Below are 13,635 nucleotides of genomic sequence, written 5' to 3' on the forward strand. Positions count from 1 at the left end.
CGCTGATCGATCGCGGTCAGGTGCCGCGGTGCAGACCCGTCAACGGCGCGTAGCTGGGCCGCGCTCCCTGGCGACGGGGCCCAAGGCGCGCGGCGATGGCGCGCCAAGGCGCCGATCGTCCGGCTGCGGCGCGCAGGTTGCGTAGCGCCGTACGGGCGACGAACGCGCGCTCGAACAGGCGCCAGTCCAACCACAGGCCGAAGCGGCGGCCCTCGTAGCGCCACTTGCACCAACGGCGTAGGAGTCGGAAGTAGGGCCGCCAGGGCAGGCCGGGCTCGGCTGCGGCGTAGGCCTGGTAGAAGCACCACACGATCGCCTGCAACTCGCGCCGGTCGGGGCGGAAGACACTCCTGGGCGGCGGCGGGTAGTACCAGGGCAGTTCGAGGAACAGCGGCTGGAGCCGCGCGTGCTCCTCGAGGGTCGCCGGGTCGGTGAGCTGGCCCTCGTCGATCAACCGGTGCCAGAGCTCCGTGCCCGGCGCCGCCATGAACATGTACCAGCACACGTCCATGTCGGGCTGGATGGCGTGGATGCGCTTGAGCGTTTCGAGCGAGCGGACCAGGGACTGTGGCGTCTCGCCGGGCAGGCCGACCATGAAGTTGAGCGACAGGTGCAGGCCCACCGCGGCGAATCGCCGCGCGGCCTCGTAGACGCTCTCGACATCGATGTCCTTGTGGACGCCGTCGGCCACCTGTTGGTCGCCGGTCTCGTAGCCGACGTTGACGCTGCGGCAGCCCGAGGCCACCAACAGCCGCAGTTCGTTCTCGTCGAAGGCCAGGACCTGGTCCAGCCGGCCGTTGCTGTACCACTCGATCCCGAGGCCAGATTCCAAGAGGCGCCGGGCCAGGTCGACCACCCGCGCCTTCTGGGTGAAGAAGTTGTCGTCGTAGAACAGCACGGTGCCCGAGCCGCGCTGCTTCAGCTCGGCCACCTGCTCGACCACCAGCTCGGTCTCGAGCGGCCGGAAGGTCCGCGTCCCGACCGGGATCCCACAGAACCCGCAACGGTGCGGGCAGCCGTGGCTGGACATGTAGTTCACCAGCCCCTGGGCGGTGATGTAGGCGTCGGGGTCGTCGATCAGGTGGTAGGGCAGCAGGGCGTGGCTGGGATCGGGCGCCGTCGGACGGTCGGGCTCACGCACCAGGTCGCCGCCACCCGAGCGGTGCGACAGCCCCGCGATGCCATCCAGGCCGCGGCCGTCGCGCAGGCGGTCGGAAAGCTCGACCGCGGTCACCTCCGCCCGGCCGCGCACCACCACGTCGACCCAGGGCGCCAGGTGCGGCGCCTCGTAGAGGTGGGCGAGCAGGGTCGGATTCCAGCCGCCCCAGACGATCGGGACGTCCGGCCAGCGGCGACGAATGCGCCGCGCCAGGGACAGGCCGGTCCGGATCTGCCAGCCACCGATGATGCTGAGACCGACCCACAGGGGGCGCTCCATCGAGCCCAGGCGCCCGGCGATGCCCGGGTCCACGTTCTGGTCGACGGCGAGGACGTCATAGCCGTGCTCGATCAACGAGCGAGCCAGGGTCAGCGGGGCCAGGGGCAGGCCGAGCAGCTTGTCCCGGTCCGGCTGATCGGGCTCGACGCGAGGAAAGAGGAGCAGTATTCGAGCGGTCATGGCAAGTGCCCCGCAATGTACTCCTGTCCGAGTCCAGTGCGCGGTCAATCGCTCCGCCCGGCCGATCTCTTCGCCCGGTCGGCCCGCTGTCCCGCCGACCCGGCCGTGCGGCCGGCGGATGAGTGGCTCAGACCAGGCCGTAGGCGACCATCGCGTCGGCCACCTTGACGAAGCCGGCGACGTTGGCGCCGCGTACGTAGTCGATCGAGCTGTCCGGGCGCTCGCCGTAGTCCACACACTTGGCGTGGATGCCGGACATGATCTGTTGCAGGCGGCGATCCACCTCGTCGCGGTCCCAGAAGTAGCGCTGGGAGTTCTGGCTCTGTTCCAATCCGCTGACTGCCACTCCACCGGCGTTGGCCGCCTTGCCCGGGGCGAACAGAACCTCTTGGGACTGGAAGTGGTGCACGGCCTCGTTGGCCGTGGGCATGTTGGCGCCCTCGCAGACCATGCGAATGCCGTTGAGCGTCATCTGGCGCGCGGCGTCCAGGTCGATCTCGTTCTGGGTCGCACAGGGGAAGGCGGAGTCGGCCTCGAATTGCCAGGGCTTGGCGCCTTCGTGGTACTCGATGCCGTCGAAGTGCTCGGCGGCCTCACTGATGCGGCCGCGGCGGACCTCCTTGAGGTCCATGATCCAGGCCAGTTGAGCCTCGTCGATGCCGCCCGGCGCGTAGATCGTCCCGCCCGAGTCCGAGAGGGTCAGGACCTTGGCCCCGAACTGCTGCAACTTCTGGGCGGCGTAGGTCGCCACGTTGCCCGAGCCCGACACGAGGCAGCGACGGCCCGAGAGGTCCTCGCTGCGATGGCCGAGCATCTCGCGCGCGAAGTACACGGCTCCGTAGCCCGTGGCTTCGGTGCGCACCAAGCTGCCCCCGTAGGACAGGCCCTTGCCGGTCAACACGCCTGTGTAGCTGTTGGTCAGGCGCTTGTAGTGACCGAACAGGAAGCCGATCTCCCTGGCGCCGACGCCGATGTCGCCGGCCGGGACGTCGCGGTTCTGCCCCACGTGGCGGAACAGCTCGGTCATGAAGGACTGGCAGAAGCGCATCACCTCGCGGTCGCTCTTGCCCTTGGGATCGAAGTCGCTGCCGCCCTTGCCGCCGCCCATGGGCAGGCCGGTCAGGCTGTTCTTGAAGATCTGCTCGAAGGCCAGGAACTTCAGCACGCTGAGGGTCACCGACGGGTGGAAGCGCAGGCCTCCCTTGTAGGGCCCGATGGTGTTGTTGAACTGGATCCGGTAGCCGCGGTTGAGCTGCACCTCGCCGCGGTCGTCCTCCCAGGTGACCCGGAAGCTGATCACCCGGTCGGGTTCGGTGATGCGGTCGAGGATGCGCGCCTTCATGTAGGCGTCGTTGCCGAGCACCATCGGCATCAGGGACTCGACCACCTCTTCGACCGCCTGTTGGAACTCCAGCTCACCGGGGTTCCGGTAGCGCACGGTGTCCATGAAGGTATCGAGGTCGGTGGGGGTGGTAGCGGTGGGCATGGGCGCTGCGGGTTGCCGAGGTCCGTCGAGTCGGGTGGGTCCGGGAGGTTAGGTCACCGCTCGGGCCGGTGGAAGGCTGGCTCGAACGGTCCAGGAGGACGCATCGCGTCGTATCGCTCCCCGTGCCGTCGACCGAGTCGGACCCGAACTCCACCGCCGCGACGCCCAGACCGGTGCCGTTCTCCTGCGTGGGAAACTCCTGCCGCCGTCATCTGGCGGGTGCCCAGGCGCGGCGGACCCTCGCAGAGTGCCTCGCGCTCCACTGCGCTGGTCCGACCCACACGGGGTCGACCCCCCGGGCCCGCTCCGCCCGGGGGCGCGCGGGTGGGGGCATGCCCGACTACGATCGCGTGCGCGGCGAGATCGCCCGGCTGGTCGCGCGCCCGCCCTTGCTGAGGGGCCAACGAACCGAGGAACCGAATCCATGACTGACCGAGATCACGAGCGCGACGCCGATGCCATCCGAGCTTCCGTGGCCGGGGGCTACGGGGCTATCGCGCGGGGTGAAGCACTCGCCGCGTCCGCCGAGGCCGAGGCACCCGCGGCGAGCTCCGGTTGCTGCGGGCCCGCTGCATCGGCGACGTCCCCCGCGGCGGGGACCGAGGCCGCAGGCGGCGGCTGCTGCGGTCCGACCATGGCCGTAGACGAGTTGGCCCAGGCCCTGGGCTACGACCCCGCGGAGCTGGCGGCCCTCCCCGGCGGCGCGAACCTGGGCCTGTCCTGCGGCAACCCCGCGGCGATCGCAGCCCTGTCCGAGGGGGAAACCGTGCTCGACCTCGGCAGCGGCGCCGGCTTCGACGTGTTCCTGGCCGGTCCGAAGGTCGGCGCCGCGGGTCGCGCCATCGGCGTCGACATGACCCCGGACATGCTGGCCCGCGCGCGCAGGAACGTCGCCAGCTACCGCGAGCGCACCGGACTCGACAACGTCGAGTTCCGACTGGGCGAGATCGAGCACCTGCCCGTGGCCGATGCCAGCGTCGACGCGGTGATCTCCAACTGCGTGCTCAACCTCGCGCCGGACAAGCGCCAGGTGTGGGCCGAGGTGGCGCGGGTGCTGAGGCCCGGCGGGCGGGCGGCGATCAGCGATCTGGGCCTCTGCGAGCCCCTGCCGCCCGGCACCGTCGATCACCTCGAGGCCCTGATCGGCTGCGTCGCCGGCGCGGAGTTGGTGGATGACACCTGCGCCCACGTGGCCGCGGTGGGGCTGGAGCTGGTGCGACTCGAGCGGCACCCCGCCTACGTGGACAGCCTGGTTGGCGCCAACGACCCGCTCTACCACAGGCTTCAGGCGTCCCTGCCGCCGGGCCGGCGCATCGCCGAATACGTGACCAGTTTCGTGGCGGAGGTCCGTCGGCCCCGCGGCGGCTGCTGAGCCTGGACGGGACTCAGAGACCCGTCTGGCCGAGCCGCGTCGGGTCCAGCTCGAGTTCGGCAGTCAACTCCGCTCGAAGCTGCGGATAGAGGGCGAGCTGGCGCCAGGAGATCGGCGCACCGCGGTCGACTTCGATCTCGAGCTCGAGGGCGTCGATGAAGGCCTCGGGGGTCGTGGCCAACTGGGACTCGCCGCTGCGTAGGGCGCGATAGGCCCGTGCCAGGCGGGGCCACAGGTCGCGGTGGTCCACCAGCCACAGGGCGTCTTCCGGTCGCAGCGGTGGCCGCAGCGCCAGTCGGCGCCCCTCCGGCGTCGTCGCCCCCGCGGCCTCCATGATCCAATCGATGGGCACTCGCGCCAGGCCCTCGGCCTCGGCTCGCAGGCACAGCCCGTGCAGGGCCCCGATCCCCCCGCGCCGCACGATCGTGTCGACCAGGGCCAGGCCGACGCCGTACAGGCGCAGCTTGGCGGCGCGCCCGGAAGGGTAGAGCTCGTCGCCCAGGGGGTAGGCCAGGATCTCTTCGACCGAGGCGTCGGAGGCCGAGGCGATGGCCAGGGTCAGGGCGCGGTCGGGCAGGGCCACCGGAGCGCCGGCGAGCACCGCGCCGAGCTCGATGTGTGCCATGCGATCGGGGGCCGCGGCGAGGAGCTTGGTCACGCGCTGGTAGCTGCGCGGCTCGATCTGGGTCGCGACCCATGTGGCCAGGCCCTCCTCGAGCGCCGTCGGCAGGCTCTGCCAGCTCGGCCCCAGCAGGGCATGGACCAGCTCGTGTGCGATCAGGTTGCGCCGCTCGGCGTCGGTGCCGGGGTCGGCCGGCAGGTGGACCCGCGGCGTGCGGCTGCCGCCCCAGGTCAGGGTGTAGGCGTCGGCCCAGCCGTCCTCCTGACCGTGCTCGCGCAGGGTCGGTCGCTCCTCGAGCCAGATGTTCACCGGCCCTTCGCGGGTGTCCGGCAGGAGCGCGATGATCTCGGTCCGGAACTCGAGGAACTCCGGCGCGAGGATCGCGGCGGCGCCCCGATCCGTGGCCCGGATCACGCCGAAGGGGGTCACCTCGGCGATCGGCGGCCCGCTCGCGCAGCCGGCCAGCGCCAGCAGGGCGACCTGGGCCGCGAGGGCCAGGGGGCGTCGGAATCGGGTGGGGAACGGCATGGCGGTTCGCTGGGGCGCGGGGCCCCAGGGGCCTCGGCTACCGCCCTCCGCAGGGCATCGACCAACGGCACCACCGATCTCTAGGCTGGCTGACCGAGACCTCACAGGCCTCGCTCGACGGCCCTGCCCGATGGAGGTGCCGGACGGGTTCGCTGGACGGAATCGCTCCGCGGCTGGGCCCGGCGGCCCCGCTGACCGGCTCCGCTCGACGGCCCGCCTCGAGTGGATTCCTCTCAACGCGTGCCGCAGGCCGAACTTCGCCATCCACCTGGAACGATCAGGGCTTCCCCCGCCGCTGCGCTGGTCACGACGACCGGACCGTGGACTTCCTCCTCCCGATCCGACTACGGGTCCGCGGCGCGACAAGTTCCCCGCCCTGCGCGTCCACCGACGGCTCATGCTCCCGGGGAAACGCGTCCCCGAGCAGACGCCATTCCGCGCGGGTCGACGGCAGGGCCAACGGCGGGCTCAACGCCCGTAGAACTCGACCAAGTCCTGGCGCAGCGCCAGCAGCTCGGCTTCGCGCACGTACATCATGTGTCCCGCCTCGAAGTAGCCCATGGAGATCCGGTCGCGGTCCTCGGGCTCGAGGAAGAGGTGATCGAACGTGTACTCCGTAGCGAAGTAGGGCGTGGCCAGGTCGAAGTAACCGTTGGCAACGTAGACCCGCAAGTTCGGGTTCGAGGTCATCGCCTTACGCAGGTCCTCGCCGACGTTGAGGTACTCGTTGGCGACGTTGGAGTAGTTCCAGGGTTGCACCCGGCCGGTCAGGATCTCGTAGGGCAGGTCGCTGCGGTAGCCGAGCACGCGGCGCACGTAGGTGTTCAAGAGGGTCGAGTAGGGTCCCTCGATCGCAGCCATGCTGGGATCGAACTCGTAGCGCTCGCCGGCCGCGTCGCGGTCGCGGCCGGTGTAGCGGCTGTCGAGGCGCCCGACCGTCGTGCGCTCGTCGCGCCGCAGCTCCTTGCAGAAGCGGCTGATGTTGATGCGGAGGTTGGTCTGCAACAGATACTCCGCATCGAGACCCGTGAAGCGCGCCAACTGTGCCGCGATCCGCGCGCGGCCCGCCGGGTCGAGTCGGTCGCCCGCCATCAGCGCGCTGGCGTACTCGCCGCGGGCGAAGGCCTCGACCTGATCGAGGGTCGCGCGCAGGTCCGCTTGCAGCTCGGGCGCGAGCCGCCCGTGGAACCAGGCGGTGGCCGTGTAGGTCGGCAGGAACAGCACGAAGGGCAGGTCGTTGCCCACGTCGAAGCGCGCGGTCGCGAAGTTCAGGATGGCCGAGACCAACACCAGACCGCGGGGGTAGATCCCGAAGGTGCCCTGCAGGTGGTCAGCGAGGGCCGCGGCGCGGGTGGTGCCGTAGCTCTCACCGGCCAGGTAGATCGGGCTGGTCCATCGATCGTTGCGCGCCAGCCACAGGCGGATGAAAGCCCCGACCGACTCCACGTCCTCCCGCTGCCCGTGGAACTCCCCGTCGTTCACCCCCTTGGCGGCGCGACTGAAGCCGGTGGTGACCGGATCGATGAACACGAGGTCGGTGAGGTCCAGGAGCGTGCCGGCGTTGGGTACCAGCTCGTAGGGCTGGGTGAGGTCGAAGCCCTCGGGCCCCAGGTCCACGCGCTCGGGGCCGAAGGCACCCAGGTGCAGCCAGACCGACGAGGACCCGGGCCCGCCGTTGAAGCAGAAGGTCAGCGGGCGTGCGTCCGTGTCCTCGACGCCCTCTCGCAGGTAGGCCACGTGGAAGAAGTGGGCGCGGGCCTTACCGTCCTCGGCGGCCAGGGTCGTGCGGCCGGTGACGCTGCGAAACTCGACCGCGGTGCCGTCGACCTCGATCGAGCCGAAGCGCTCGACCAGCTCGTTGTCTGGAGTCGGGGCGGAGTCGGACGGCGCAGCGGCGTCCGACGGCGCAGGGGACTCGTCCGCCCCCCAGGTCGGGGGCTCGGGAATCCCGTCGAAATTCTGGGCCGCGCGAACCGGCAGGACGAGGACGAGTGAGGTCAGGGCCGCGGCGGCGGTGCGCAGGATCGATTGCATGGTTGCTGGTCGTAGCGGTCGCGTCAGGTGGGCTGGCATCGTAACCCCGTCCGACGGTCGCGCCCGCAGGGCCGGTCCGCTTCGCGCACCCCCGACCGAGCCCGCAATCCCATGGCCACGACCCAGCGCACCGATCGACTGACTTTCCCCAACGGCCGCGGCGAGGAGCTCGCGGGTCGACTCGAATGGCCGGATGGCGAGCCCCGCGCCTTCGCCCTCTTCGCCCACTGCTTCACCTGCTCCAAGAACGTCACCGCCGCGACCGGGATCGCCCGTGGCCTGGCGGCGCGGGGCATCGCCGTGCTGCGCTTCGACTTCACCGGACTGGGCAACTCGGACGGTGACTTCGCCAACACGACGTTTGCCTCGAACGTCCAGGACCTGGTCGCGGCGGCGCGTTTCGTCGAGACCGAATACAGCGCGCCGCAGCTCTTGGTGGGGCACTCCCTGGGCGGGGCGGCGGTGCTGCTCGCGGCCCACGAGCTGCCCTCGGTGCGGGCGGTGGCCACGATCGGCGCACCCAGCGAGCCGAACCACGTGAAGAACCTGATCGAGCCGGTCATCCTCGAGCTGCGCAAGCACGGCGAGGCCCAGGTCGAGCTGGCCGGGCGGACCTTCCGCATCAAGGAGGAGTTCGTCGACGACCTGGACCGTCACGGGCTGCGTGGCGGCCTGGGGGACCTGCGCGCGGCCCTGATGGTGATGCACTCACCGATCGACGAGGTCGTGGGCATCGAGCACGCGCGCGAGCTGTTCGACGCGGCACGGCACCCCAAGAGCTTCGTCTCGCTCGACTCGGCCGACCATTTGTTGACCCGCCGGCGCGACTCGCGCTTCGTCGCCGACGTGCTGGCGGCCTGGGCCAGTCGCTACCTCGACGAACCCGACGGGGCGTCGTCCGAGGACGCTGAGTTGCCCCACGGCACCGTCGAAGTGACCGAGGCCGTCGGCCTGCGCCAACGAGTTCGTATCGGCCGGCACGAGCTGGTCGCCGACGAGCCCGCGTCCTCGGGAGGGACCGACGCCGGACCCGACCCCTACGGCTTCCTCCTTGCATCCCTGGGGGCCTGCACCTCGATGACCCTGCGGATGTACGCGCGGCACAAGGGCCTGCCCCTGGAGGGCATCAGCGTGCGCCTGGAACACGACCGCGTCCACGCCCGCGATTGCGAGGACTGCACCTCGACCGACGGTCAGGTCGACCGCATCCGCCGCGAGCTGACCCTCGACGGCCCGCTCGACGCGGCCCAACGCCAACGCTTGGTGGAGATCGCCGACCGCTGTCCGGTGCACCGCACCCTGAGTGCGAACGAGGTCCGGGTGACGACCATTCTGGCGAGCGTCGATTGAGCTCGGGACCGCCGAGGCCTGGCGCGAGCTGTGTCGATCCGGCGTGACCATCGCCGGGACCGGGTGCGCCGGGCCGAATCTCGGTGCGCACGGATTCGCGGACTCCAGGGCCCATCGGCCCGACGGGTGGGGTCGGCACCGCGCCCACGGCCATCGCCCTGACGACTTCGAGTGCCCGCCAATTGGCCTCTCCTTTCCCCGGAGCGACCGAGCATCCGGCGACCGTCCCGCGGCCGAAACTGGTCGCCATCACCGCCTGTTGTGGGGGGCCTGTCCGCTGGCACCTGCGCGCGGACAGACCCCGCGAGGTTCCGCCTTCCCGGATTGGTCTCCGGGCCTACCATCGGGCCTCGGTTCTCGACGTCGGTGCCCCGAGCTTCTGTTCGGCGAGCAACCGGCCTCGAGACGCTCTACGGACAATCAGCGTCCGGTGGCCCCGCGACCGGCGCCCGCGTGAGCGAGCACCCGCCCGGGGCTCGACAGGGGGCGATGCCAGATGGCGTCGTCCCCTGTCGGCATTCGGCGGGTGCGTGCCCGCCTCGGATCGGCGGCGCGATCAGATCATCTGTGCGCGCAGCTCGCGCGCCAGCTCGATGAAGACCTCCGACAGGGTCGGGTGGTACCAGGGCATGGCGATCAGGTCGTCGACGGTGCCGCCGAGGTGCATGGCCGTGGAGACCACGTGCACCAGGTCGTCGGCGCGCGGGCCGAGCATCTGGCAGCCGACGATCCGGCCGCTGCCTCGATCGGCCATGAGCTTGACGAAACCCTCGTCCGGGTAGACGCCCATCACGATCCCGCGACCCTGGTTGGCCAGATTCTTCTGGGCGCTGATCACCGTGTGGCCGCGCGCTGCGGCCTCGCGGGCGGTGAAGCCGGCCTGGGCGTAGGGCGGGTGGGTGAAGATCGCCCGCACGGGGGTCGCCTCCTCCCAGGGCACCAGCTCCTCGCCCTTCGAGTGGCAACGCAGGTTGCGGGCCACGTGGCGACCCTCCGCGTTGCCGGTGTGCAGGATCAGATCCCGTCCCGTCGCGTCGCCTGCGGCGAAGACGCGCGGGTTGGTGGTTCGCAGGGCCTCGTCGAGTCGCAGCACTCCGTGACGGTCGAGTTCGATCTGGGCCGCCTCGAGGTCGAGGCCGCGGTAGTCGGGCACCCGACCTGCGGCGAGCAGGAGCTGCTCCGCCTTGAAGATCCGCTCGCCGCCGTCGGGGGCGATGGCGATCACTTCGACGCCGTCCGCGGTGCGGCGGGTCTGCTCGAGGCCCATCCCCAACTCGACCCGCACGCCGGCGCGCTCGACCACCCGTCGATACTGCTCGGAGAGGTCCGGCTCCTCGCCGCGCTCGATCAGCGGCGAGCGGGAGACCAGGGTCACCTCGGTGCCCAGGGCCGCGAAGAAGGTCGCGAACTCGAGGCCGATGGCGCCGGCGCCGAGCACCAACAGGGAGGCCGGCGCCGATTCGAGCTCCATCAGGCTGTCACTGTCGAGGTAGCCGACCTGGTCGAGCCCGCGGATCGGCGGCACGGCCGTGCGCGAGCCGGTCGAGATCAGGAAGGCACCGGCGGTCAGCTCGCGCCCTCCGACCTCGATCGCATCGGGGCCAACGAAGCGTCCGCGCCCGTCGATGATCTCGTAGCCGCCGGCCTGCATGCCGGCGATCTTGGCCCGCTGGAAGCGCGCGACCTGCTCGCGCTTGCGCTCCATGATCGCCCCGAAGTCGATCTCCGCCGGGGGGAAGCGCAGGCCGAAGCGGTCTGCGTGGCGCGCCTCCAGGAGCGGCTCGACCGCGTGCAGCATCGACTTGGTCGGCATGCAGCCGCGCAGGATGCAGAGCCCCCCGAGCTCGCCGTCGTTGACCAGGGCCACCCGCTCGTGGCCGCACTTGATGGCTTCGGCGGCACAGGCGGAGCCGGCGCTGCCGCCGCCGATCACGATCAGGTCGTAGTTGGAGTCGCTCATGGTCGCGGGGCCGGGTCGGGGCCGCGCAGCATAGCGACGGGGTCAGGCCGCGTCGCTCGCCGCTCGGCCGGCATGCGCGCCGCGCGGAGCGAGCTGATGGATCAGGTAGGCCGGCAGCCAAAGAGCGGAGGCGACCAGGTGGGTCCAGATCCAGATCGAGCGCCAGCGCTCTTCGACCGTCACCTGCAACAGGTAGCCGCTGGCGATCATCGGGAAGACCGCGGCGGCCAGGGTCACGCCCGTCGCGCGGCGGTGGGGGTAGCCCGAGCGCAGCCGACCCCAGACATGACGGACCCACAGGAGACCCGCCGCCAGCACCAGGATCGGCGCCGAGAGCACGTGCAGGTGCAAGAGGTGCGGCTGCCAGGGGTGGTTGACGATCGCGAACTCGTCCACCGGCTCGGCGAAGTACAGCATCCAGGCGTAGACCAGGCCACTGGCGCCGACCACGACCGTACCGAGGTGGGTCGTCCAGGCTTCGCCGCGCGTCACGGATGCGACCCGTCGACTGGAGCGGGCGGCACGGGTTTGGGCTCCGGCTCGGGCACGGGTTCGGGCACGGGTTCGGGCACAGGCTCCGGCTGCGGCGCGGGGAACAGGATCGTGTGCAGGGCCAGCGAGCGGCGCGCCGCGTCGACCGTGGCGCGGGCCGAGAGGGTCGCGCCGGCGATGGGCTTGATGCCGCGGCCCAGCTGCAGTTCCTCGTCGAGGCCGCGCCCATTGAACTGGGCCATCCAGCGCGCCGGCGGCAGGTACTCGCGCGGCTCGCCGAAGGCCAGGACCTCTGACCGGCGCAGCTCGACCGCGGGCGTGACCACGAACATCAGGGTCTCGCGTTGGGTCCGAACCCGGTGGCTGTCGAACCAGGCCACGCCGAGCAGCTCGCCCTCGGCCGTGGCTACGTAGGGCCGCGCGATCCCGCTGGGCAGCTCGTCGCCGAGCAAGGCCTCGACCGCGGCGCGCTGCTCCTCGGTCAGGTAGACCGTGCGCTTGTCGATCTCGGCCTCCTCGCCGAAGGCCAGGGCCAGGGCCTCTTCGACCGAGAGGAAGACCTGCCCCCGCAGGGCGGCCTCGGAGCCCGCGCGCAGCTCCGGCGCGGGAGCGGTCGGGCTCGGCGTTGAGGGGGAATCCCCGTCGATCCCCGTGGCCGCGGAGGCCCCGAGGACGATCAGGTTCGCGAGGCGAAGCAGCGTGGGGCGCATGGTCGTGGTGCAAATGGCGCGTCGCGCGGCCCGGTGGCCGACGCGACGCGGGGCGAGCAGCCTCAGAGGCTAGTGTCCTGGATCAGAAGATGTATCCGAGGGACAGGCGGAACAGGTCCTGGCCGCTGTCTGCACCGTTGTCGGCGTCGACGTAGTCGGCCTTGACCACCACCTGATCGATCGGTTGCCAGGCCAGACCGAAGGTCCAGGACTCGCGATCGCCGGCCGGATCGTCGATGGCGCCTCCGAGCAGGTCGCCCTGCTGGGTGTCGAAGCTCTCGAAGCGCACGAAGGGCGTCAGGGACTGGTCGCCGCCCTCGAGCACGTCGTAGCCGGCTTCCAGGTAGTAGCCGCCCATCTGCTCGCCGACGTTGTTGCCGAAGGCCGCGTTCAGGGCCGCCGTGTCGTCGATCTCGGCCATGGCGTACAGGCCGCGCAGGCGCAGGGGGCCGGTCTGGTACTGCACGTGGGCGTCGTAGATCGTCGTCGACACCGAGCCCACGCCCGCGGCGCCCTGGCCCGAGGCGCCGTGGTAGGCCGAGACGCCGGCGAGCAGGCCCGTGGTGCCCACGTAGTCCGCGCGGCCGACGATGGCCCAGTCCTCGGCCTTGGCCTTGCCGCCCTTCTGGCGACCGCCGCGCAGGCCGTCGCTGGAGAAGCCCTCGGCGTCGAAGCCGTTGACGACGTAGACGCGGTATTCGAAGTCCTCGCTCGAGCCGGTCACGCCGATGCCGTTCTCGCGCCAGGTGGAGGGGATGATGCGTTGCTCGAGCTCGGGGCGACCGGCGCTGAAGAAGGTCGTGGGCTCGTGCAGCTCGTTGACGAAGCCCATCGGGATCAGCAGCAGACCCGCGCGGACCGAGAAGTTGTCCGTGGCCAGGTACTCGACGTAGGCGAACTCGACCGAGACCGAGCCGGGGGTGGTGTCGCCGCTGCCGTCGTTGTTGTCCTCGACCGTCGCGTGCTCGAACTCGAACTCCGTGTTCAAGAGCCACTGGTCGTCGAACTTGTAGCCCACGTAGAGGATCGCGCGCAGGAAGTCGAGCTGGTCGGTGCCGGTGCCCCCCTGTTCGTTGGTGTAGACCATCTCCCCGTAGCCGCCGATCGAGAGGGGGCTACTGGCGTAGTAGACCTTCGACGCCGCCGGCGCGAGCCCGCGCGTGCCGTCGCCGACGGGGGTGAACAGGCCACCCAGGTCCACGGCTTCGACGTCCTCACTGAGCAGGTCCAGGCGCCGATTGAGCTCGGCGTTGTTCGCCTCGAGCTCGGCCACGCGACGGGCCAGGGCGCCGAGGTCTTGGGCGCTCGCGTCGGAGGTCGTCGCGGTCGCGGATTGGGGCGCGATCGCCGCGGGTAGGAGGGCCAGGGTCAGGGTGCAGAGCATCGCTTCGATCACGGCACCGCGCGGGTGCCGCTTGGGGGGCTGGGGTGGGTGGGGGACGGACTTGATGGGGGACGGATGG

The 13,635-nt window shown here is 71.0% G+C and carries 10 protein-coding genes; 2 read left to right on the forward strand and 8 right to left on the reverse strand.

Annotation, left to right across the window (positions count from 1 at the left end):
- Positions 1–16: 16 nt before the first annotated feature.
- Together Pla133_RS07335 and gdhA are read right to left on the reverse strand one after the other, a co-directional pair.
- Positions 17–1,618 (reverse strand): B12-binding domain-containing radical SAM protein, encoded by a 1,602-nt coding sequence (locus tag Pla133_RS07335; RefSeq protein WP_145064276.1) that lies wholly within the window; start codon positions 1,616–1,618, stop codon positions 17–19.
- 127 nt (positions 1,619–1,745) lie between these two features.
- On the reverse strand, positions 1,746–3,104 hold the full coding sequence (gene gdhA, locus Pla133_RS07340) for an NADP-specific glutamate dehydrogenase (RefSeq protein ID WP_145064277.1): 1,359 nt from the start codon (positions 3,102–3,104) through the stop codon (positions 1,746–1,748).
- A 424-nt stretch (positions 3,105–3,528) separates the two neighbouring features.
- Here gdhA and arsM point away from each other — a divergent pair, with 424 nt between their 5' ends.
- On the forward strand, positions 3,529–4,476 hold the full coding sequence (arsM, locus tag Pla133_RS07345; RefSeq protein WP_145064278.1) for an arsenite methyltransferase: 948 nt from the start codon (positions 3,529–3,531) through the stop codon (positions 4,474–4,476).
- 13 nt (positions 4,477–4,489) lie between these two features.
- Here arsM and Pla133_RS07350 read toward each other — a convergent pair whose 3' ends face one another.
- The gene (locus Pla133_RS07350; RefSeq protein ID WP_145064279.1) at positions 4,490–5,626 is read right to left on the reverse strand and encodes a hypothetical protein; all 1,137 of its coding nucleotides are present in this window, start codon (positions 5,624–5,626) and stop codon (positions 4,490–4,492) included.
- 468 nt (positions 5,627–6,094) lie between these two features.
- Positions 6,095–7,660 carry a S10 family peptidase gene (locus Pla133_RS07355; RefSeq protein ID WP_145064280.1) on the reverse strand — a complete coding sequence of 522 codons (1,566 nt, stop codon included), beginning with the start codon at positions 7,658–7,660 and terminating at the stop codon, positions 6,095–6,097.
- Positions 7,661–7,771: 111 nt separating this feature from the next.
- Between Pla133_RS07355 and Pla133_RS07360 the strand changes: the two genes are divergently transcribed.
- A complete protein-coding gene (locus Pla133_RS07360) occupies positions 7,772–9,010 on the forward strand; it encodes a bifunctional alpha/beta hydrolase/OsmC family protein (RefSeq protein WP_145064281.1) in 1,239 nt (412 codons plus the stop codon).
- A gap of 556 nt (positions 9,011–9,566) precedes the next feature.
- Here the strand turns inward: Pla133_RS07360 and Pla133_RS07365 are convergent.
- From Pla133_RS07365 to Pla133_RS07380, 4 genes are all read right to left on the reverse strand, one after another.
- Positions 9,567–10,970, reverse strand: a complete 1,404-nt coding sequence (locus Pla133_RS07365; protein ID WP_145064282.1) for a dihydrolipoyl dehydrogenase family protein — start codon at positions 10,968–10,970, stop codon at positions 9,567–9,569.
- 42 nt (positions 10,971–11,012) lie between these two features.
- Complete coding sequence (locus Pla133_RS07370) at positions 11,013–11,462, reverse strand: hypothetical protein (protein WP_145064283.1); 450 nt, start codon at positions 11,460–11,462, stop codon at positions 11,013–11,015.
- Positions 11,459–12,172, reverse strand: a complete 714-nt coding sequence (locus Pla133_RS26065; protein ID WP_419192212.1) for an FMN-binding protein — start codon at positions 12,170–12,172, stop codon at positions 11,459–11,461. The genes Pla133_RS07370 and Pla133_RS26065 overlap by 4 nt, the downstream gene beginning before the upstream one ends.
- Positions 12,173–12,254: 82 nt before the next feature.
- Positions 12,255–13,556 carry a porin gene (locus Pla133_RS07380; protein ID WP_145064284.1) on the reverse strand — a complete coding sequence of 434 codons (1,302 nt, stop codon included), beginning with the start codon at positions 13,554–13,556 and terminating at the stop codon, positions 12,255–12,257.
- Positions 13,557–13,635: the final 79 nt, after the last annotated feature.

The organism is Engelhardtia mirabilis (assembly GCF_007748095.1).
In the GTDB taxonomy this organism is placed as follows: domain Bacteria; phylum Planctomycetota; class UBA1135; order UBA1135.